Origin of the sequence: Mycolicibacterium houstonense, from assembly GCF_900078665.2 — a bacterium.
Lineage (GTDB): Bacteria > Actinomycetota > Actinomycetes > Mycobacteriales > Mycobacteriaceae > Mycobacterium > Mycobacterium houstonense.
In genome coordinates, this window is sequence record NZ_LT546207.1 from 738057 (window position 1) to 759766 (window position 21710).

At 67.3% G+C, this 21710-nt stretch carries 14 protein-coding genes; 9 read left to right on the top strand and 5 right to left on the bottom strand.

The genetic code is table 11. The features are described 5' to 3' along the window. The 6 genes from BN4332_RS03835 to BN4332_RS03860 all read left to right on the top strand — a co-directional run. The coding region (locus tag BN4332_RS03835; RefSeq protein ID WP_160110801.1) for an SDR family NAD(P)-dependent oxidoreductase at positions 1-3278 on the top strand (3278 nt) is incomplete at its 5' end. A gap of 82 nt (positions 3279-3360) precedes the next feature. Beyond that, a complete protein-coding gene (locus BN4332_RS03840; RefSeq protein WP_084459161.1) occupies positions 3361-4812 on the top strand; it encodes a condensation domain-containing protein in 1452 nt (483 codons plus the stop codon). A gap of 28 nt (positions 4813-4840) precedes the next feature. Continuing rightward, positions 4841-6199, top strand: coding sequence for a wax ester/triacylglycerol synthase domain-containing protein (locus BN4332_RS03845; protein ID WP_066897253.1), 1359 nt, complete (start codon positions 4841-4843; stop codon positions 6197-6199). 6 nt (positions 6200-6205) lie between these two features. After that, entirely contained in the window at positions 6206-7597 is a 1392-nt protein-coding gene (locus BN4332_RS03850) for a wax ester/triacylglycerol synthase domain-containing protein (RefSeq protein WP_066897254.1), read from the top strand. A gap of 14 nt (positions 7598-7611) precedes the next feature. Then, positions 7612-9363: an AMP-binding protein gene (locus BN4332_RS03855; protein ID WP_066897255.1), complete on the top strand. Its 1752-nt coding sequence runs from the start codon at positions 7612-7614 to the stop codon at positions 9361-9363. Between the two features lie 17 nt (positions 9364-9380). Further along, positions 9381-10706, top strand: coding sequence for a hypothetical protein (locus BN4332_RS03860; protein ID WP_235654008.1), 1326 nt, complete (start codon positions 9381-9383; stop codon positions 10704-10706). A 3-nt stretch (positions 10707-10709) separates the two neighbouring features. Here the strand turns inward: BN4332_RS03860 and BN4332_RS03865 are convergent, their stop codons facing one another. Together BN4332_RS03865 and BN4332_RS03870 are read right to left on the bottom strand one after the other, a co-directional pair. Further along, positions 10710-11408, bottom strand: coding sequence for a GAP family protein (locus BN4332_RS03865; RefSeq protein WP_066897256.1), 699 nt, complete (start codon positions 11406-11408; stop codon positions 10710-10712). Between the two features lie 11 nt (positions 11409-11419). Further along, entirely contained in the window at positions 11420-12664 is a 1245-nt protein-coding gene (locus BN4332_RS03870; protein WP_066897257.1) for a glycosyltransferase, read from the bottom strand. Positions 12665-12922: 258 nt separating this feature from the next. On the opposite strand from BN4332_RS03870, the gene BN4332_RS03875 reads away from it, so the two are divergent. Then, on the top strand, positions 12923-16048 hold the full coding sequence (locus tag BN4332_RS03875; protein WP_084459167.1) for an MMPL/RND family transporter: 3126 nt from the start codon (positions 12923-12925) through the stop codon (positions 16046-16048). Positions 16049-16077: 29 nt separating this feature from the next. On the opposite strand, the gene BN4332_RS03880 is transcribed toward BN4332_RS03875, so the two are convergent. Together BN4332_RS03880 and BN4332_RS03885 are read right to left on the bottom strand one after the other, a co-directional pair. Further along, complete coding sequence (locus BN4332_RS03880) at positions 16078-16812, bottom strand: hypothetical protein (RefSeq protein ID WP_066897258.1); 735 nt, start codon at positions 16810-16812, stop codon at positions 16078-16080. 48 nt (positions 16813-16860) lie between these two features. Continuing rightward, positions 16861-17214 carry a DNA-binding protein gene (locus BN4332_RS03885; protein WP_066897324.1) on the bottom strand — a complete coding sequence of 118 codons (354 nt, stop codon included), beginning with the start codon at positions 17212-17214 and terminating at the stop codon, positions 16861-16863. Positions 17215-17350: 136 nt separating this feature from the next. Between BN4332_RS03885 and BN4332_RS03890 the strand changes: the two genes are divergently transcribed. Continuing rightward, entirely contained in the window at positions 17351-17905 is a 555-nt protein-coding gene (locus BN4332_RS03890) for a hypothetical protein (protein WP_066897259.1), read from the top strand. A gap of 300 nt (positions 17906-18205) precedes the next feature. Beyond that, positions 18206-21382 (top strand): isoleucine--tRNA ligase, encoded by a 3177-nt coding sequence (gene ileS / locus BN4332_RS03895; RefSeq protein ID WP_066897260.1) that lies wholly within the window; start codon positions 18206-18208, stop codon positions 21380-21382. An 85-nt stretch (positions 21383-21467) separates the two neighbouring features. Here ileS and BN4332_RS03900 read toward each other — a convergent pair whose 3' ends face one another. Then, complete coding sequence (locus BN4332_RS03900) at positions 21468-21686, bottom strand: RNA-binding S4 domain-containing protein (RefSeq protein WP_066897261.1); 219 nt, start codon at positions 21684-21686, stop codon at positions 21468-21470. Between the last annotated feature and the right edge of the window lie 24 nt (positions 21687-21710).

Below are 21710 nucleotides of genomic sequence, written 5' to 3' on the forward strand. Positions count from 1 at the left end.
GGCGCCTCGAGGCCGACGCGGCCCCGGCCCGACCCGGCCATGACATCGATGCGTTGTTCGCGACCCACCGGCAGCGCATCGAGGGGGCCGAGATGCGGGCCGGCTACGACGAGCGCGGCATCCAGTACGGACCGGCCTTCGCCGGGCTGGTGGCCGCGTACCTCACGGACGACACGGACGGCCCGGTCGACACGGTGCTGGCCGAAGTCGCGCTGCCGGGGTCGATCCGGTCTCAGCAGGGCGTCTACGAGATCCATCCGGCGTTGCTGGATGCCTGCTTCCAGGCGGCAGGCGCTCATCCGGCCCTGCGCGACCTGACCGGGACACTGATGCTGCCGCTGGGCGTGCGACGGCTCCGGGCGTACGGCTCGACCCGCAACACTCACTACTGCCTGGTGCGGATCACCGATGTCGCCGCCTCCGGCGTCGAGGTCGACATCGACCTGCTCGATGAGCAGGGCACCGTGTTGTTGAGCGTCGGCGGTTTGCAGCTGGGGACCGGTGTATCGGCCGACCGGCAGCAGGAGCGCACCCTCAACGACCGGCTGCTTGCCATCGAATGGCGCCGGCAGGAGCTTCCCGAACCGGACTTCTGCGAGCCGGGCCGGTGGCTGCTGATCAGCACGTCCGACGCGGCCGATCTGAATGCGACCAGGCTGGCCGATGCGCTGAAGACCCACGGTGCCGACGTCACGACCATGGCGTGGCCGCAGCGGTCCGATCACGCTGCGCATGCCGAACGGCTGCGCGAGTACCTCGCCGCCCGGCCGTTCACCGACGTGCTCGTGGTGACGGCGCCACGCAGCGGCGTCACCGACGATCAATCCGGCGTCCGCGGCGGCGACACCGTGCGGCATCTCGTGCACATCGTGCGGGAACTGACCGAGGTTCACGGCGAGCCACCACGCCTGCATGTGCTGACCCGCACCGCCCAGACGGTGTTGGCCGAGGACACCGCGAATCTGGAGGAGGCCGGACTCCGCGGCCTGATCCGGGTGATCGGCATGGAGCACCCGCGGCTGCGGGCCAGCCAGATCGACGTCGACGACTACACCGATCCGGCCCGGGTGGTGGCGCAACTGGTGGCCGGATCCGACGAGGACGAAACCGCCTGGCGTGGTGGGAATTGGTATGCAGCCCGGTTGATCCCGGGCCCGCTCCGCCCGGAGGAACGCCGCACCACGGTGGTGAACCCGGCCCGCGACGGCATGCGGCTTCAGATCCGGACACCTGGTGACATCCAGTCCCTGGAACTGGCCGCGTTCGAACGCGTGGCGCCGGGACCCGGGCAGATCGAGGTGGCGGTCCGGGCGTCGAACCTGAACTTCGCCGACGTGCTGGTGGCCTTCGGCCGGTACCCGAGCTTCGAGGGGCGCCTGCCCAAGCTGGGTGCCGACTTCGCCGGCGTGGTGACGGCCGTGGGTCCCGGAGTGGTCAGCCACCAGGTCGGTGACCAGGTGGGTGGCATCTCGGCCGACGGGGCCTGGGCGACGTTCGTCACCTGCGACGCCAACATGGCTGTGACGCTGCCGCCCGGCGTGCCCGTCAACCGGGCCGCCGCCGTGCCCAGTGCCCACGCCACCGCCTGGTACGGCCTGCACGATCTGGCCGGGATCTCGGCCGGAGACAAAGTGCTCATCCATTCCGCCACCGGCGGTGTGGGACAGGCCGCGATCGCCATCGCGCGAGCGGCCGGTGCCGAGATCTTCGCCACCGCGGGCAGTGAGACGCGACGGGACTTGTTGCGCAGCTGGGGTATCGAGCACGTCTACGACTCGCGTAGCACCGACTTCGCCGACGCGATCCGCCGGGACACCGACGGCTACGGCGTGGACATCGTGCTCAACTCGCTGACCGGTGCTGCCCAGCGGGCCGGGCTGGAGCTGCTGTCCTTCGGCGGGCGGTTCGTCGAGATCGGCAAGCGCGACATCTACGGCGACACCCGGCTCGGGCTGTTCCCGTTCCGCCGCAACCTGTCTTTCTATGCCGTCGACCTGGCCCTGCTGGCCCTGACCGAGCCCGACACCGTGCGTCGGCTGCTCGAGGTCTGCTATCAGCGGATCGCCGACGGAACGCTGCCACTGCCGGAGACGACCCACTTCCCGCTGCAGGACGGCGCCACCGCGATCCGCGTGATGGGTGCGGCCGAGCACACCGGCAAGCTGGTGCTCGACATCCCGGAGGGCGGGCAGATCTCCGCGGTGGTACCGCCGGAAGAGGCACCGGCATTCCGCTCGGACGGCGCCTACGTGGTGACCGGCGGGCTGGGCGGGCTCGGATTGTTCCTGGCCGAGAAGCTCGCCGCGGCCGGTTGTGGCCGCATCGTGCTCAACGGTCGGTCGGCGCCGTCGGACGAAGCCCAGGCGGTCATCGATCGGATTCGGCGCGCGGGCACCGAAGTCGCGGTGGAGCTGGGTGACATCGGCGAGCCCGACACGGCTGTCCGGCTGGTCGAGGTGGCCTGCGCGACCGGCCTGCCGCTGCGTGGCGTGCTGCACGGCGCCGCCGTGGTCGAAGACGCGGTGCTGGCCAACATCACCGATGAACTCATCGAAAAGGACTGGGCGCCCAAGGTTTACGGTGCCTGGAATCTGCACAGCGCGACGCTGCGCCAGTCGCTGGACTGGTTCTGCTCGTTCTCGTCGGCGGCAGCACTGGTCGGCTCGCCCGGTCAGGGCGCCTATGCCGCCGCGAACAGCTGGCTGGACGCGTTCACCCACTGGCGGCGCAGCCAGGGCCTGCCCGCCATGGCGATCGCATGGGGGCCGTGGTCGGAGATCGGCCGTGGTACCGGTCTGGCCGACGGTGCGGGTGCGGCGATCTCGCCGGAGGAAGGTGCCTACGCCTTCTCGACATTGCTGCGCCACAACCGCGCGTACACCGGATACGCGCCGGTGCTCGGGACCCCGTGGCTCACCGCGTTCGCGCAGAACAGCCGATTCGCCGAGGCGTTCGCGTCCGCCGGTGGCGGACGTGGCGGTGCGGGCGGCAGCGCATTCCTCACGGAGTTGCGCGGTCTTGCCCCGGCCGAGTGGCCGAGCCGGATGCGCCGGATGATCGCCGAGCAGATCAGCATGATCCTGCGCAGATCGGTTGATCCGGACCGTCCGCTCGCCGAGTACGGTCTCGACTCGCTCGGCACCCTCGAGGTGCGGACCCGGATCGAGGCCGAAACCGGTATACGTATCGGCGCAACGGATATCAGCACGATCAGGGTTCTGGCCGACCGGCTCTGTGACGCGCTGGCGCCGGATTCGCCCGTAGCGGTTTCGTCGTGATGACGGAATGCGCCAAGGTGCCGACCGGGGGCTCACCGACGTGCATTTCGCCCGGCGTGGTCGTTGAGACAGGAGATACGCAGTGGTTGCGATGAAACCAATCCACGACTGGTCGGGCGAGCCCGGCGAGGTGGTCTCGTGGAGCCCCTCGCGGGCATCGGTGGCCAAGGTGGCCGAAGCCCCGGTCAGCGACGTCCCGGTGAGCTATCAGCAGGAACAGCACCTGTTGGCCTTCCGCAAGCACACGTCGCAGGGCACCGACATGGCGCGGCTGAACATCCCGGCCTGGGATGTTCCCGGCCGCTGCGATCTGCGTGCGATGTCGCACGTGATCAACGCCTACCTGCGCCGCCACGACACGTTCCACAGCTGGTTCGAGTACACCGACGACGACCGGATCGTCCGTCGGACCGTGGACAATCCGCGGGACATCAAGTTCGTGCCCACCAAGCACGGCGAGATGTCGGCGAGCCAATGGCGGGAGCACATTCTGGCCACCCCGGATCCGTGGCAGTGGGACTGCTTCCGGTTCGGGATCATTCAGCGCGAGAGCCATTTCACCGTCTACATCAGCGTGGACCACGTCCATACGGATGCCATGTTCATGGGTCTGGCCTTCGTCGAGATCCACATGATGTACCAGGCGCTGGTGCACGGTGCGGCGCCGCTGCAGCTGCCCGACGCCGGTAGCTACGACCGGTACTGCCAGGAGCAGCGCCGGTACACGGCCGAACTCAATGCGGACTCGCCGGAAGTGCGGGATTGGATCACGTTCCTGCAGGCCAATGGTGGGACCCTGCCGCAGTTCCCGCTACCGCTCGGCGATCCGTCATTGCCCCATACGGGCGACGTGATCACCGTCGAGCTGCTCGACCGTGAGCAGGGGGACCGGTTCGAACAGGCCTGCATGGCCGCGGGCGCCCGGTTCAGCGGCGGCGTATTCGCCTGTGGCGCAATCGCTCAATATGCCCTCACCGGCGCCGAGACCTATCGGGTGATCACCCCGACCACGACGCGGCGCAGCGAGGCCGAGTTCATGACCACCGGCTGGTTCACCGGCTTGGTCCCGATCACTGTCGGGGTGTCCACCTCGTCGTTCGGCGCCACCGCGCGAGCCGCCCAGCAGTCCTTCGACGGCGGCATGGGCCTGGCACACGTCCCGTTCGAGCGGGTGCTCGAAATCGCCGACCCCGACAGTGGCATCCGCAGCCCGGATCCCGGCGTGCCGATGTTGTCGTACCTGGACGCGGGCCTGCTGTCGCCCGGTGTCATCGCCGAATGGCAGCGGCTCAACGGCACCCTGTACAGCGATTCCCGGTCGGCGTACCAGGTCGGGATGTGGGTGAACCGGGTGGAGGATCGCACCACCGTCACGGCGGCCTTCCCGAGCAACCCCGTCGCGCGGGAATCGGTGCTTCGGTACCTGGAAGCGATGAAGGCGGTGTACCTGCGGGTGATCGAGGGTCACGACGAGGTGATGGCACTCGGCGAGCTCGACGGCGCCGATGCCGACCTTGATCTGAAAACTGCGTGAGCACGACGATGTTGGGGGATTCTGCGCGATGACGGATGCCATCACGCGTCAAGCGGACCGGCTGGAGTTCACCGACCAGGCCATGTTTCTCGGCCTGCGCGCCACCGGCCAGGAAGCCGTCATGCAATGTGTGTGGATCTACGAGCGGCCGGTGGACTACGACGGTCTGCGCCGGTTCCACGACGGCATCGGTCACGGGGTCTTCGGGCGCCGGATCGAACGTTCGCCATTGCCCTTCGGCCGGCATCGCTGGGTCGCGGCTCCGGGACCGCAGGCCGATCTCGACATCGCCCAGCCCCGGTCGCGCGAGGAACTCGGCGCCTGGGTGGACGAGCGCGCGGCGATGCCGTTGGACCCCGAACACGGTCCGGGCTGGCACATGGGTGTGCTGCCGATGACCGACGGTTCCACCGCGATCTGCCTGGTGGGCTCGCACTGCCTCGGTGACGGCGGTGGCGGGATACTCACGATCCTGGATGCGGTGTACGGCAACAAGACCGACTTCGGTCACGCACTGCCTGCCTCGCGCACCCGGTGGCGCGCCATCGGGGCGGACCTGCGCGAAACGCTGCGAGGAACTCCCGAACTGGCCCGCACCGTGGTCGCCGCGACCAAACTGGCCCGACGCAAGCGCGGCGACATCTCGCGTTCCGGCGCGGCGCGACCCCGCGTCGTTGCGGGGGCGGACGAGCGGGTCTACATGCCTGCCGTCACCGTCTACGTCGCCGTGGAGGACTGGGACCTGCGAGCGAAAACTCTTGGTGGGAACAGCTATTCGCTGGTGGCCGGCCTGGCGGCCAGACTCGCCGAGTCGATGGGACGGGTACGCGCCGAGGACGGCGCGGTCACGCTGAACATTCCGCAAAACGATCGCACCCTGGATCGCGACACCCGGGCCAACGCGGTACGGCTGGTCAACGTCGCGATCGACCCGCAGAAGGTGACCACCGATCTCTCCGAGGCCCGTGCCGCGATCAAGCAGGGCCTGGCCACCGCCCGCGACGTTCCGGACGAGACGTTGCAGCTGCTTCCGCTGACCCCCTTCATCCCGAAGCGGGTGGTGCGCAAGATGGCCGACGTGGTGTTCGGCTTCGCGGCCGATCTACCGGTCTCGTGCTCGAACATGGGAGTGGTACCCCCGGCGGTGGCAATGGCCGACGGCACCGAGGCCGACTACGTCTACTTCCGCGGGATCGATCGGTATGCCACCCGGGGGGCCCTTGAGCAACGCTGTGGTCTGCTCACCGTGGTCGCGTGCCAGGTCGACAACAAGGTCTCGCTCAGCGTCGTTGCCTACCAGCCGGGTTCGGCGAACTCCACGCCCTGGCTGCGTGATCTGGTCGCTCGGACGCTGACCGACTTCGAACTGACCGGCGTGATCGAGTAGGTACGTATGCCCAGATCCCTCTCTTTGCCCAACCGACCCAAGCCGGCTGCCGCTCTGCCGGACAACCGGCTGTCACTGTGGGACGAGGCCGCGGTGCGGACCATGCGTGCCACCGGGCGCGTACAGGTGATGCAGTGTTCGTGGGTTTATGACCACCCCGTGGACTTCGACGGCATCCGGCGGTTCCACGAGAACTTCGGTGGTGGCCTGTTCGGCCGCCGTATCGAGCGTTCCCCGTTGCCGTTCGGCCGCTACCGCTGGGTCAGCGCGGTGGGTCCCCAGGCGCCGCTCGATGTCGCAGAGCCACGCACCCGGGCCGAGATCGGGGACTGGATCGACGAGCGGGCGCAGTTGCCCATCGATCCCGAACGCGGTCCGGGCTGGCATATGGGCGTGCTGCCGGTGACCGACGGCTCGACCGCGGTGACCGTGGTGGTGTCGCACTGCCTGGGCGACGGTGTCGGGGGAGTGATGGTCATCGCCGATGCCATCGCCGGCCGACGGCCCGACCTCGGCTACCCGATACCCAACTCGCGCAGCAGGTTACGCGCCATCGCGGCCGATCTACGGGCCACCCTGTCCGACGCGTCTGAGGTGGCCGGCGCGATCGGCGTCGGAATCGGACTGTTGCGGCGCCGGGAGTCCGATGTGGCCGAGACGACCACGCCGAAGCCGGCGCGGGTGGTGCCGAACGGTGCTGAACAGATTGTGCTACCTGCGATTTCGGTCTTCGTCGACCTCGCGGACTGGAACGCGCGCGCGGAGGCGATCGGTGGCAACAGCTACTCGATGCTGGCCGGATTCGCGGCACGGCTCGGTGAACGGATGGGGCGCTGCGCCGCCGAAGGCGATGTCACGTTGCTGATCGCCGTCAACGACCGCACCGACGGCGATACCCGGGCGAACGCGATGCTGCTGGCCACCGCGCAGATCGACCCGATGTCGGTCACCGCCGACCAGTCCGCCGCCCGCGGCGCCATCCGCCAGGCGTTCAAGACGTTGCGTGAGGTGCCCGACGAGACCCTGCAGTTGTTGCCGCTGACGCCGCTGGTGCCCAAGGGGGTGCTCAAGCAGGTTGCCGACGGATTCCTCGGGAATGACGATCTGCCGGTGTCGTGCTCGAATCTGGGCGATCTCACCACGGACGTGACCAGGCTGGACGGCACCGAGGCCGAGTACATCGTGTTTCGGGGTGTCGATCAGGGCACCACCCGGCAGGAGCTGGAGGACAACGACGGACAGCTGGTGCTGGTATCCGCCCGGGTCGGCGGAAAAGTGTCCATCGGGATCACCGCATATCAAGCGGGCGAACAGAATTCGAAGGCGAGGCTGGCCGAGTTGGCGGCCAAGACCCTGGCCGAATTCGATCTCACCGGCGAGATTGACTGGAACAGCTGAGGAAGGCTGAATCGATGAACGATACGACTCTGGTCGGTGTTCTGCGGGAGCGTGCCAGCCTGCAGCCCGACGACATCGCCTACACCTACCTGGATTACGACCAGGACCCGGAGGGCGTGCCGGTCACGCTGACGTGGGCACAGCTGTACCGCAAGGTGCGCGGCCTGGCACATGTGATCCGGCAGCACGGAGCGGTCGGCGATCGCGCGGTGATCCTCGCGCCCCAGGGCCTGGAATACGTCATCTCCTTCCTCGGCTCCCTCGAGGCCGGGTTCATCGCGGTTCCGCTGTCGGTCCCGATGGGCGGCGTGCACGATGAGCGGGTATCGGCCGTGCTCGGCGACTGCCGGCCGTCGGTGATCCTCACCACCTCGCCATCCAGCGCCGCGGTCACCGAATATGCGGTCCGGCAAGGGGACTCGGCGTCGCCGACGGTAATCTCGGTCGATACGCTCGATCTGGACGCGCGGGTCAAGGCGATCAGCAGTCGCGAGGCGCGTCCGGCGACCGCCTACCTGCAGTACACGTCCGGTTCCACCCGTACCCCGGCCGGTGTGATGGTGACTAACACCAACCTGACGGCCAACTTCGAACAGATGATGTGCGATTTCTTCCCGCACTTCGGCAAGGTCCCGCCGCCGGGCACCAATGTGGTGTCCTGGCTGCCCTTCTACCACGACATGGGCCTCATGCTCGGGGTGGTGGCACCGATCCTGGGCGGCTGGCACACGGTGTTCACCACACCACTGGCCTTCCTGGCCCGCCCGGCGCGGTGGATCCAGTTGATGGGCAGCTATCCGCGCGTGGTCACCGCCGGACCGAACTTCGCCTTCGAACTGGCTGTCGGCCGCACGTCGGACGAGGACATCGCCGGTATCGATCTCGGTGATGTGATCGCGGTGTGGAGCGGAGCCGAGCGGGTCCACGAGGCGACGCTGAAGCGTTTCACGCAGCGGTTCGGCAAGTTCAACTTCCCCGACGATGTGCTGCGTCCGTCCTACGGTCTGGCCGAGGCCACGCTGTATGTCGCGACCGGTCAGCCCGGTCCGCCCAACGTGGTGGCGTTCGAAACGGAGAAGCTGTCGGCCGGGCACGCAGAGCGCTGTGCCCCCGGGTCGGGCACCGAACTGGTCGGATACGGCACTCCGGAATCACCGCTGGTGCGCATCGTGGACCCGGAGACCCGCGTCGAGGTTCCGGCCGGTGTCATCGGCGAGATCTGGTCGCACGGTGAGAACAACTGCCTCGGCTACTGGGAGAAGCCCGAACAGACCGAGTACACCTTCGGCGCCAAGCTGGCCGGCCCGTCGGCGGGTACGCCGGAAGGGCCGTGGCTGCGGACCGGTGACCTCGGGTTCATCTCGGACGGCGAGCTTTTCATCATCGGGCGGATCAAGGACCTGCTGATCGTGCGGGGCCGCAACCACTATCCCGACGACATCGAGGCCACCATCCAGGAGATCACCGGCGGACGTGTCGCGGCGATCGGTGTGGAGGAGGATCGCACCGAGCAGCTGGTCGCGATCATCGAGGTCAAGAAGCGCGGCGACACCGAAGAAGCGGTCGCGGAGAATCTGTTGACCATCAAACGTGATGTGGCGGCGGCGATTTCGCAGGCATACGGCCTCAGCGCCGCGGACCTCGTGCTGGTACCCCGGGGCGCGATCCCGATCACCACCAGCGGCAAGATCCGCCGGGCTTCGTGCGTGGAGCAGTACCAGAACGGTCAGTTCAACCGGCTCGACGACTGCCTGCAGTCGGCGTAGCGAGGTACCCGACGCACGTGGATTGTCGACTCGCCTATATCGACCAGGCCTCGTTTCAGGGTTTGCGGGCGCTGGAACGTGGACCGCTGATGCAGTACACGTGGATCTACGATCGCCCGGTCGACGTGGACGGCATCCGCCGATTCCAGCGCAATCTGGCCGACGGGCTCCTCGGGCGACGTATCGAGCGGTCGCCCTTGCCATTCGGACGACACCGCTGGGTGGCGTCGGCCGGACCCGCCGATGTCGAGATCTCGGCGCGGACGTGCCCGCGGGCCGACGTCTGGACGTGGGCCGACGACCGGATGCGGCGGCCGATCGATCCGGAGCACGGGCCGGCCTGGCATCTCGGTGTACAGCCCTTCACCGACGGCGGCGCGGCGGTGTCCCTGGTGGCCTCGCACTCCGTGGTCGACGGTCAGGGAATGACGATCGCGGTCGTCGACGCGGTGAACGGTGCCGATCGTCAACTGGGCTACCCACTTCCGGGGTCACGGCCCCGCCGGCGGGCACTGGTGGACGATGCCGGGGCCGCGCTCCGTTCGATACCCGAGATCGGCCGGGCGGTTGTCGCCGGGGTGCGGGTGGCCCGGTCCGAACAGCAGGATCTGGCGTCGTCGTTCAAGACCGCCGCCGAGGCGCCGCCGGGCGACGACCGTCCGGTACTGGCCCCGACGGTGGCGGTGTTCATCGATCTGGATCAGTGGGACGAACGCGCGAGACGGCTTGGCGGCACCAGCAATTCGTTGTTCGCCGGTCTGGCCGCACGGCTGGGGAAGAGGTTGGGCCGTTCCGGCGCGGATGGGACGATCGCACTGTCGTGGCCGGTCAGCGAGCGCACTGAAGGCGATACCCGCGCCAATGCGTTGATCGCCGCGAAGATGCGGGCCGACCCCGACACGGTGACCACCGACCTGAACCCGGTTCGCGGCGCGATGAAGTCCGCTCTCGCGGAGTCGGGCGAGCTGTCGGCTCGGCTGCTCGCACCGCTGCCCCTGACGCCGTTCACGCCGAAGGCCTTGGTCCGACGGCTGGAGGCGCTGGTGGTCTCTGTCGACAACCCCGTCGGGTGCTCCAACATCGGAGATTTGGATCCGGCGATGAACCGTCCCGACGGTACCGACGCGGACTTCGTTTCGCTGCGCCTGCTCGAGCCTCAGATCACCACCCGAGTCCTGAACCGGATCGGTGGCTATCTCTCGCTGGTGTCAGGGCGGGTACACGGGCGGATCTTCATCAGCGTGGGCGCATGGACGGTCGGCGCCGGCAATACGAAACAGGAGCTGCGCGAGACCGTGCTGGCGGCCCTGTCCGATTTCAGCCTGTCCGGCATCGTCGAATAACGGTCAGTGCCCGGCGATCCCCATGGCGATCAGCACGCAACCCGCCACGGCGAGCACCACCGCGAAATCGCGCCGCTTGCGCGCCCGGATCCAGCTCTGGAACCCTGCCAGAGCCGTACGCGTACGGTCCGGGGCGATGTAGTAGCTCACCAGCGGAACCGCGGACACGATGTTCGCGACCAGAAGATAGACGCCGATGGTCAGCGCCTTGGCCCATGCCGAGACGCTCGATGCCCCGATGACCACGAGCAGAGCCATGTACTCCACCGACGGCAGTGCGGTGCTGACCCCCATCGCTCCCGAGAACCACGGGGACGTGCTCAGCGAGCTGCCCTCGAAGCGGCCGGGCTTCTTGGCGACGTTCCCGTCGTCCGGGCCGGGGGAGACCCCGCCGGCGGCCACCTTGCTGCGGGACCGACGGCTGACCGAGGTGCTGGCGGCCAGGCCCGCGGCAAGTAGCAACGCCAGCACGCCAACGGCGATTTGTACTGTGGCTCCGTCGATCTCGGGGATGCTGAACAACCCGCGGTGAACCACGAACACCACCAGGATCGCGACGGCCGCGCTCATCAGCACGCCGCCGCTCAGATAGGCAGCCAATTGGAGGATCGGGCGGGGCCGGCTCAGCACGACGAGGATGAAGCCGATGCGGGTCGGATCGAAGTTCACCGCGATGGCAAGGGCCAGAACGGTGGTCCACATGGCAGCCGACCCTACCGGCGCCCGGCGACGGCGGCTTCTTCGAGCAGTCGGACCGCCGTCGCGACACTGGTTTCCGGCGGTGTCGCCGCGGCCCCGAACGCACGCGCGCGTGCGGCGTATCCGGGCTGCAACACGGTCTGCAGCGCGGTGCGCAGCAGGTCCGGGGTGAGTGCGGAAAAGCGATGTGACGTACCCACTTTGAGCCGGCGGATCTGGCGCGCGAAGATCGGCTGGTCGGCGGCCACCCACAAGATCAGCGTCGGGACCCCGGCGCGCAAGCCGGCTGCCGTGGTACCCGCACCGCCGTGGTGTACGACAGCACGGCAGCGGGGGAAGACCGCCGCGTGGTTGACGGCCCCGACCATCTTGACGTGATCGGGCCCGTGGTCGTGGGGCAGATCCCACACACCCGAACTGATCAGTGCGCGCTGCCCCAGCTCGGCGCAGACGTCGGAGATCATCTGAACCGTGGCGGCCGGGTTGCTGACCGGCATGCTGCCGAATCCGAAGTAGATCGGCGGCTTTCCGGCGTCGATCCACGACGCCACCTCGTCATCGCCGTCGGTGCCCAATCCCATCGTGATGGCGCCGACCAACGGTCGGGTGTCGCCCCACTCCGCGGACAAGCCCGGGAACAGCAGTTCGTCGTAGGCCTGGATCTCCAACGCGCCGCTCTCCACGATGCGGCGCACCGAGCGGACCCGTGCCGGCGGCAAGCCGAGTTCGCGCCGCTGGGCATCCTCGGCTTTCTTCGACAGGCGCCAGAGTCCCCATTCCAGGCTCGCGAAGCCCGATCGGATCAACCAACCCGGCAATGGCATCGGGACGATCTGGCGGTTGGGGCGCGCCGGGAAGTAGTGCAGTGCGGCCAGCGGAATGCCGTGGTGTTCGGCCACATTCGCGGCGACTTCCTGATATGTGGTGCCCGTCAAGATCAGATCCGCGCCGTGGGCCAGCGGCGCCAGGGCGGTGTTCATGTCGGCCCAGCCCTCGGCGATGTAGGCGATGCCCTCGCGGAGGGCGGTCACCGGATTCTGCGGTTTCCAGAAGTTGCGGAAGACGTCGTTGTCGAGTTGCTTCTGGGAATCCACTCCGTACGCGGTGGCCGGTGCCAGGCCCACCTTCTCGACGAACCCGATCAGGTTGGGCGGCACGGCCATCCGGACTTCGTGGCCACGGTCGCGTAACGCCAGGCCGACCGCCGCGCACGGCTCGATATCGCCTCGAGTCCCGTGGACTGCCACGACAAACTTCACTGGCCACCCAATGTCGATCTTCGGGCGCTGGGCACCCTGGTTCGGGTACACGTTAGCCGCTGACCGGGGTGTAAGGCGTGCCAGGTCGGCAGCGACCGTGGGTAATTCGGTTCCCGCCGCGGGGGATGTGCCGAAGCCGACTTTGCCAGGGGTGCACTGCATCAGCCCGTTTCTGATATCGTCGCAGCCCTCGCCGTGCGTAGGATGACCGCGGCTCGTAGCCGTTGTTTGCGCGTGGCGGCCGTGTAGCCTATGGGAATGTTCAGCCGCGCCAAGATCCGCGGCGCGTTTGCCGGCGTGGGATTCACAGGTCTTGGTCAGCTGGTGGTCCGGCGCCCGGTGACGATCATTCTCGGATGGTTGCTGCTCGCGCTGACGCTGTTCTTGGCCGTTCCGTCATTGATGGAAGTGGCGCAGAAGAACCCGCCCGATTTCCTGCCGGCCGACGCGCCGGTGCTGGTGGCGGGGCAGCAGATGAAAGACGCCTTCCACGAGGCCGACGCGGGCAATTTCGCCGTCGTCGTACTGAGCAATGAAAACGGACTGTCCGAGGCCGACGAGGCCACCTATCGGAACCTGGTCGCCCAGCTGAAGGCCAACAGCGCCAGTGTGACGTCCACGCAGAACTTCGTCGACATTCCCGAGCTGCGCCAGGCGATGACCAGCAAGGACCAGAAGGCCTGGACCTTGCCGATGAGTCTGGCCGGCACGATGGGGACCGGGCCGGGCCAGGAGTCCTACCGGAGCGCCATCAAGACGGTCAACGAGGCCACCGCGAATTCGACCCTGGCGGTCAACGTCGTCGGCGCCGCCGCCACGTTCGACGACATCGACAAGATCGGCGCGCGCGACCAGCACCTGATCGAGATCTCCACGGTCGTGATGGTCCTGACGATCTTGATCATCGTCTACCGAAACCTGGTCGCGATGCTCATCCCGCTGATCACCATCGGGGTGTCGATGATCGTCGCCCAACAGGTGGTGGCCGCCCTGGGCGAACTCGGGCTCGGGCTCGGACCGCAGACGATCGTGCTGATGACCGGCATGCTTATGGGCGCCGGGACGGACTATGCGGTGTTCCTGTTCAGCCGATATCAGGAATGTCTGCGCGGCGGCATGGAGTCGGACACGGCCGTCGTCAGCGCGCTGAGCTCGATCGGCGAGGTGATCGCCGGGTCGGCCGCCACCGTCGCGATCACCTTCCTCGGCTTGATGTTCACCAAGCTCGGCGCCTTCTCCACCGTGGGCCCGGCACTGGCGGTAACCGTGTTCATCGGCTTCCTGGCATCGGTCACTTTGCTTCCGTCACTGATCGCGCTGGCCGGTCGCCGCGGCTGGGTCAAGCCGCGCCGCGACGTCACCGGGCGGTTCTGGCGCCGCTCGGGCATCCACGTGGTGCGCCGGCCTGTCGCGCACCTCGCCGGCAGCCTGGTGATCCTGGTGGCGCTGGCCTCGTGCGCGGCGATGGTCAAGTACAACTACGACGATCGCAAGGCGCTGCCCGCCGACTCCTCCAGCAACCGCGGCTACGAGGCGATGGACAAGCATTTCCCGATCAGTCAGACGCTGCAGCAGTTCATCCTGATCGAATCGCCGCAGGATCTGCGCACGCCCAAGGCGCTGGCGGACATGGAGCAGATGGCCCAGCGGGTGAGCCAGCTGCCGGACATCGAGGTGGTGCGCGGCATCACCCGGCCCACGGGTGAGGTCCTCGAACAGGCGAAGGCCACCTACCAGGCCGGTGAGGTCGGCGGCAAGCTCCGCGATGCGTCCAATCTCATCGCGAACAACGACGAGAACCTCAACCGGCTCAGCGGTGGGGCCCACCAGCTCGCCGACGTCCTGGGCCAGGTGCGCACCCAGGTGGTCGGGGCGATCGGCTCGGTGCGCGGCCTGGTCGGTGCGCTGAAGGAGATGCAGACCCGGTTCGGCGGGGACAAGACGCTCGCCGATGTCGGTTCGAAGTCCAAACTGGTGACGAACATGCACTCGCTGGGTGATGCGCTGCGGCAGAACATCGCCCAGGCCAAGGCGATCCGCGACTGGGCCCTGCCCGCCGTCACCGCGCTCAACGCCAGTCCGGCCTGCAACATCGACCCGGCGTGCGTGTCGTCGCGGGCCGATCTGCAACGCGTCGTCACCGCCTATGACGACGGGACCGTCAACACCATCGCCGACCTGAGCCGACAACTCGAGTCGGCCGAGGGGACAGACACCGTCGACGAGGCGGTCGAATCCCTCGGGACGACGGTGACGACGGCGACCAAGGCGCTTCAGCAGTTGGGCATGGACGATCCGGATGGGCTGCAGCAGAAGATCAACTCCGCGGTGGACGGGGCCAATCTCCTGGCCGATGCGAGTCGCCAGCTCGCCGACGGTGTGCAGTTGCTCGTCGACCAGACCAGGACCATGGGCGGTGGTCTGGACCAGGCCTCCGGCTTCCTGCTCGGGATGAAGCGCGACGCGGCGAATCCGCCCATGTCGGGCTTCTACATTCCGCCGGAGATCCTCACCCAGGCCGAGTTCGAGAAGGCGGCCAAACTCTTCGTGTCCGATGACGGGCACACCGTGCGCTACCTCGTCCAGACGGCCCTGAATCCGTTCGGCAGTGAGGCGATGGATCAGATCGATCAGATCATCGCCACCGCGAACAGCGCCAGACCGAACACGACGCTGTCCGACGCGAAGATCTCGATGGTGGGGTTCTCGGCCGTCAACCGCGACATCCGCGGCTTCTACAACGCCGACATCCGCTACATCGTGGTCATCACGCTGATCGTGGTGTTCCTGATTCTGATGGTGCTGCTGCGGGCCATCGTGGCACCGCTGTACCTCGTGCTCTCGGTGGTGTTGTCGTATCTGTCAGCGCTCGGTATCGGCGTGGTGCTGTTCCAGTTCATCTTGGGCCAGGAACTCTCCTGGAGTGTCCCGGGCATGGCGTTCTTGGTGCTCGTGGCGGTCGGAGCCGACTACAACCTGCTGTTGATCTCCCGAATCCGAGATGAATCGCGGCTGGGCATCAGATCCGGCATCATCCGAACGGTCGGAGCGACCGGGGGAGTGATCACCTCGGCCGGTCTGATCTTCGCCGCCTCGATGTTCGCGTTGACGGTGAGCAGCATCGCCAGCATCGTCCAGATCGGTTTCATCATCGGCGTCGGTCTGTTGCTCGACACGTTCCTGGTGCGCACCATCACGGTGCCTGCCGCCGCCGCGCTGATCGGGAACGCCAACTGGTGGCCGTCGAAACCCCGCTACTCCCAGAAAGCCGAGGGTGATGCGGCCGGCCACAGCCCCGCACCCGACCGTGAGCGCGAGTCCGAGGATGCCACCGGTGCGGCGACGTCGGAAGAGGCCGGTTCCGAGCTGGCGGCGGTGGACTGAGCCGCGTCAGAGGAGGCGGATGCGCGGCGTCAGCGCCGGGTGCCGACCAGCCACTTGGTCTTGATCCGCCAGGAATGGGCCGAGGCGAGTGCGAAGATCGCACCGCAGGCACAGGCGAAAACCCATACCAGGCGGCCGTTTTCGATCGGCTGCAGCGACGGCACCAGCGACGTCACGATCCGGGTGGTGCAGGCGAGCATGCCGCTCACCGAGGCGAACAGGTAGATGTTGGCGATCCGGCGGGACCGCGGATCCCGGCGCAGCACCAGCATGGCGCGGGCGCCGTAGCACAGCAGGTAGATCAGGGTGCCGCACAGCAGGATCCAGTAGGCGGCGAGCCAGAAGTCGGTGGGCACCTGGAAGAAGTCCGCGCGGTAGACGCTGGCGCCGTTGCCCATCGAGAACGTCGCCAGCAGCACCGGGATGCAGATGGTGGCCGGGCGCTCCACGTATTGCTTGAACGAACGCTGCATCGCGTTGTCGTCCTGAAGCCGGCCCAGGGAGTTGTAGACGATGGCCGAGGCGGCCACGATGTAGCAGTCGTGCCCGATGTAGTCCTCGACGTTCCACTTGCCGGTCAGCTCGTACAGGACGTGGCCAATGGTGCCCGAGGCCCACGGCGACATCAGCAACACCGCGGCGCCCTGCAGCGCGATGTTGAGGGTGGCGGCCACCTCCCACCGGCAGGACCAGGTGACTCGCCTGATCCACAGGCTCCACAGAATGCAGGCCAGGGTGATGGCGATGAGTGTGGCTACGGACATAGAACTTTGCCTCGGGCGGTGTTGCGGGTCAGCGGACGTGCGGGTCGCTCATAGCGGCGGCGCGTCGGATCGTGGGGTCAGCTCGGACAGTTTCCTGGGCCGAACACGGGTGGCGGTCTCGACGGGAGCCACGGTGACCGGAGAAGACTCCATGTAGTGCCAGACTTCCTGCCGGCTCATCAGGCCGAAGCGGATCTGCAGATCGGGGTAGCTCAGGTGGAAGCGATCGGCTACCTGGCGCAGTTCTTCGGCGTTGGGATAGTCGGCTTCCTTCACCCGCCGGTAGTACGTGCTGCTGGACACGCCGAGGGCGCTGTACACGGCTTTGGCATCAACCTCGCCGTCCAGCAGATAATCGAGCAAGGCTTTGAGTTGCCTGCCGTTCTCGTCGGTACGCGGCATCAGAACACCATAAACCCCGTACCCGGTGTTGGTCACAGCGAACCGCAGCGAAGGCAGCAATCACGAAATTGACAACCATGTCAGAGTTTTGGCACAGCTCTCCCAATTCTGGGAATCACTGGCTACCGTTACGGATATGTCTGTTTCTGTCCTTCCCAGTGCTTCCGGCACCAACTCATGGATCGCCGACCATGACACCGCCGGGCCGCCGTTGGCCGCGGACATGGCAACGGTCTGGAGCGCATTGGACGAGGTGCTGGCCGCCGAGCTGCTCGGCGCCCATGTCGCGATGGGCTGCACCGTCGAGGATCTGCTACTGGCCGCGCTCGGGCGGACGGTCGCCCGCACCATCGGTGAGGGCATGCTGACCGTGGACATCGCGAGTGATTCCGGGGCCCGAACCCGCCGGGTGGGTGTGCCCTGTGTGGCGCGTCGCGGCCTATCGGGTGCCGAACTGCTCGCGGCCGCTCGACGAGATGCCGGTGACGCGCGGGCCGAGGCAGACGTGAGCTTCGGTTACGGCGAGTGCGCCGGTGACTGCGGGCATCCGCTGGCGCTGCGGGTCCACCGCGACACCGCCACCACCATGCGCCTGCGCTGGCAGTTCGACACCCGCGGTTTCGACCGGTGCACGGTCGAGGAGCTGGCCGAGCAGTTCCCGCTGGCGCTGATCGAGGTCACCTCCGGATAGGCGGTCCCCGAACGATTTGCGGTGCTCATTAGACTTGGTGCATCGGCGCTGATCCGGCCATCACCGGGGAGCCTTCGGAAGAACAGCCGCGGCATCGAATACCGCAGCCCAGTAGAACCGGACGGGTGGGCCCGTGATCGCCCGAAAGTTGAGCGGCGCGCTGCGGTGCAGCGCGCAAGCGGGGTGGTACCGCGGCGCTTGCGCACCCGTGCGACGTCGTCCCCGTGCCTGGACAGACAGACTCCCTGAGCGGGAGTCCCCGACGCGGCCCGGCCGCGTCATAGGCACAGGAGACGCGTAGTGACTGCCCCATCGGAGTCTTCAACGTCGGCCGGGTACCCCAAGCCGGCCGCACCCAACTTCCCCGAGCGGGAACTCGAGGTGCTCGACTACTGGGCCGCCGACGACACCTTCCGGGCCAGCCTGGAAAGACGTGCCGGCGCGCCTGAATACGTCTTCTATGACGGCCCGCCGTTCGCCAACGGGCTGCCGCACTACGGCCATCTCCTGACCGGCTACGTCAAGGACATCGTGCCGCGCTTCCGCACCATGCGGGGCTACAAGGTGGAGCGCCGGTTCGGCTGGGACACCCACGGGCTGCCCGCCGAGCTCGAGGTGCAGCGCCAGCTCGGCATCGCCGACAAGGCCCAGATCGAAGAGATGGGCATCGAGAAGTTCAACGAGGCATGTCGTGCCTCGGTGCTGAAGTACACCGACGAATGGCGTGCCTACGTCACCCGGCAGGCCCGCTGGGTGGACTTCGACAACGACTACAAGACCCTGGACCCCACCTTCATGGAGTCGGTGATCTGGGCCTTCAAGCAGCTGTGGGACAAGGGTCTGGCCTACGAGGGCAACCGGGTGCTGCCGTACTGCTGGAACGACGAGACCCCGCTGTCCAACCACGAACTCCGCATGGACGACGACGTCTACCAGAGCCGCCAGGACCCGGCCGTGACCGTCGGCTTCACCGTGACCGACGGTCCGCTCAAGGGTGCCCACCTGCTGATCTGGACGACGACCCCGTGGACGTTGCCGTCCAACCAGGCGGTGGCCGTGAATCCGGACATCGACTATGTCCTGGTGCAGGCGCCCGACGGCCGACGTTATGTCCTGGCTCAGGCCCGGCTCGCCGCGTATGCCCGTGAACTCGGGGAGGAGCCCGAGGTGCTGGGCGGCTACACCGGGCGGGACCTGCTCGGCACGCGGTACCTGCCGCCGTTCACCTACTTCATGGATGCCCCCAACTCGTTCCAGGTGCTGGCCGCCGACTTCGTCAGCACCGAGGACGGCACCGGCATCGTGCACATGGCGCCGGCCTACGGCGAGGACGACAAGGCCACCGCGGACGCCGCCGACATCGTCGCGGTGACACCGGTGGATTCGAAGGGCCGCTTCGACGCGTCGGTGCCCGATTACGCGGGCCAGCAGGTCTTCGAGGCGAACTCGCAGATCATCCGTGATCTCAAGAATCATGCCGCGGGCGCAGCCGCCAACGGGGCGGTGCTGCTGCGGCACGAGACCTACGAACACTCGTATCCGCACTGCTGGCGCTGCCGCAACCCGTTGATCTACCGCGCGGTGTCGTCGTGGTTCATCAAGGTCACGGAGTTCCGGGACCGGATGGTCGAGCTCAACCAGCAGATCACCTGGTATCCCGAGCACGTCAAGGACGGGCAGTTCGGCAAGTGGCTGTCGAATGCCCGCGATTGGTCAGTATCGCGAAATCGCTACTGGGGCAGCCCGATCCCGGTGTGGAAGTCCGATGACCCGGCCTACCCGCGGATCGACGTCTACGGCAGCCTCGATGAGCTCGAGCGCGATTTCGGGGTGCGTCCCACCGATCTGCACCGGCCGTTCATCGATCAGTTGACGCGCCCCAATCCCGACGATCCGACCGGCAAGTCGACGATGCGGCGGATCGAGGACGTGTTCGACGTCTGGTTCGACTCGGGCTCGATGCCATACGCGCAGGTGCACTATCCGTTCGAGAACCAGAAGTGGTTCGACGGCGTCAGTGGCGCGGCCGGCGATGCGGGCGAGGATGCCCATTTCCCGGGCGATTTCATCGTCGAGTACATCGGCCAGACCCGCGGCTGGTTCTACACCATGCACGTGCTGGCCACCGCGCTCTTCGACAAGCCGGCCTTCAAAACCTGTGTCGCGCACGGGATCGTGCTGGGCAACGACGGTCAGAAGATGAGCAAGTCGCTGCGCAACTACCCGGATGTCAGTGAGGTGTTCGACCGCGACGGGTCCGACGCGATGCGCTGGTTCCTGATGGCCTCGCCGATCCTGCGCGGGGGCAACCTGATCGTCACCGAGCAGGGCATCCGCGAAGGCGTGCGTCAGGTGCTGCTGCCGTTGTGGAACGCCTACAGCTTCCTGGCGCTGTACGCGCCGAAGAAGGGCACCTGGCGTACCGATTCGACCAACGTGCTCGACCGCTACATCCTGGCGAAGCTGGCGCAGCTGCGCGACGACCTCACGGTGGCCCTGGACACCTGCGACATCTCCGGGGCCTGTGACGAGCTGAGGCAGTTCACCGAGGCATTGACGAACTGGTATGTGCGCCGGTCTCGTTCGCGGTTCTGGGAAGAAGACGCCGACGCCATCGACACACTGCACACCGTCCTGGAGATCACCTGCCGGCTGGCTGCACCGTTGCTGCCACTGGCCACCGAGGTGATCTGGCGCGGCCTGACCGGCGAGCGCTCGGTCCACCTGACCGACTGGCCGGAAGCGGGAGTGGTGCCGCATGACGCCGAGTTGGTGGCCGCGATGGACCAGGTCCGCGAGGTGTGCTCGGTCGGGTCCTCCCTGCGTAAGGCCAAGAAGCTGCGGGTCCGGTTGCCGTTGCTGAAATTGACTGTCGCGGTGGAGAATCCATCCGTCCTGACCCCATTCGCCGATCTGATCGCCGACGAACTCAACGTCAAGGCGGTCGAGTTGACCGACGACATCGACACCTATGGCAAGTTCGAGCTCGCGGTTAACGCCCGGGTAGCCGGACCGCGGATCGGCAAGGATGTGCAGGCCGCGATCAAGGCGGTCAAGGCGGGAGAGGGCGTCGTCAACCCCGACGGCACCCTGACCGCCGGATCTGTGGTGCTGCAGCCTGAGGAGTACACCGCCAAACTGGTTGCGGCCGACCCGGAGTGGACCGCCGCCCTACCGGACGGCGCCGGCCTGGTGGTGCTCGACGGCACGGTCACCGAGGAGCTCGAGGCCGAGGGCTGGGCCAAGGACCGCATCCGGGAACTGCAGGAACTGCGCAAGTCGACCGGTCTGGAGGTGTCCGATCGCATCGTGGTCACGATCGCGGTGCCCGATCGGTACGAGCCGTGGGCCCGGGCCCACCGCGACCTCATCGCCGGTGAAATCCTCGCCACCAGTTTCGAATTCGTGGGTACCGACATGGTGCTGGAGGGCACGGTGATCGGGGACGGGGTGCGGGTCGCGATCGCCAAGGCATGACGCGCGCGACGGCGTCGAGCGTGCACAAGATTGCGAGGAATCAGACCTTCTTCGACACCATGTTCACGTTCGGCGCAGCTGTCGATCAGCCTTCGGCCACGCGAGCCGTGCGGCCGGCGAGCGACACGATGTCGCCCGGCCGTAGCTGGCGCCCGCGCCGGGTCTCGACCTCGCCGTTGACACTGACCAGGCCGTCGGCGATCACCGCCTTCGCGTCAGCGCCGCTGTCGATCAGGGATGCCAGCTTGAGGAACTGTCCGAGGCGAATCGACTCATCCCTGATCGGCACGTCATCCGGCATCATGGAAGTCAGGCTAGCGCCATAGCA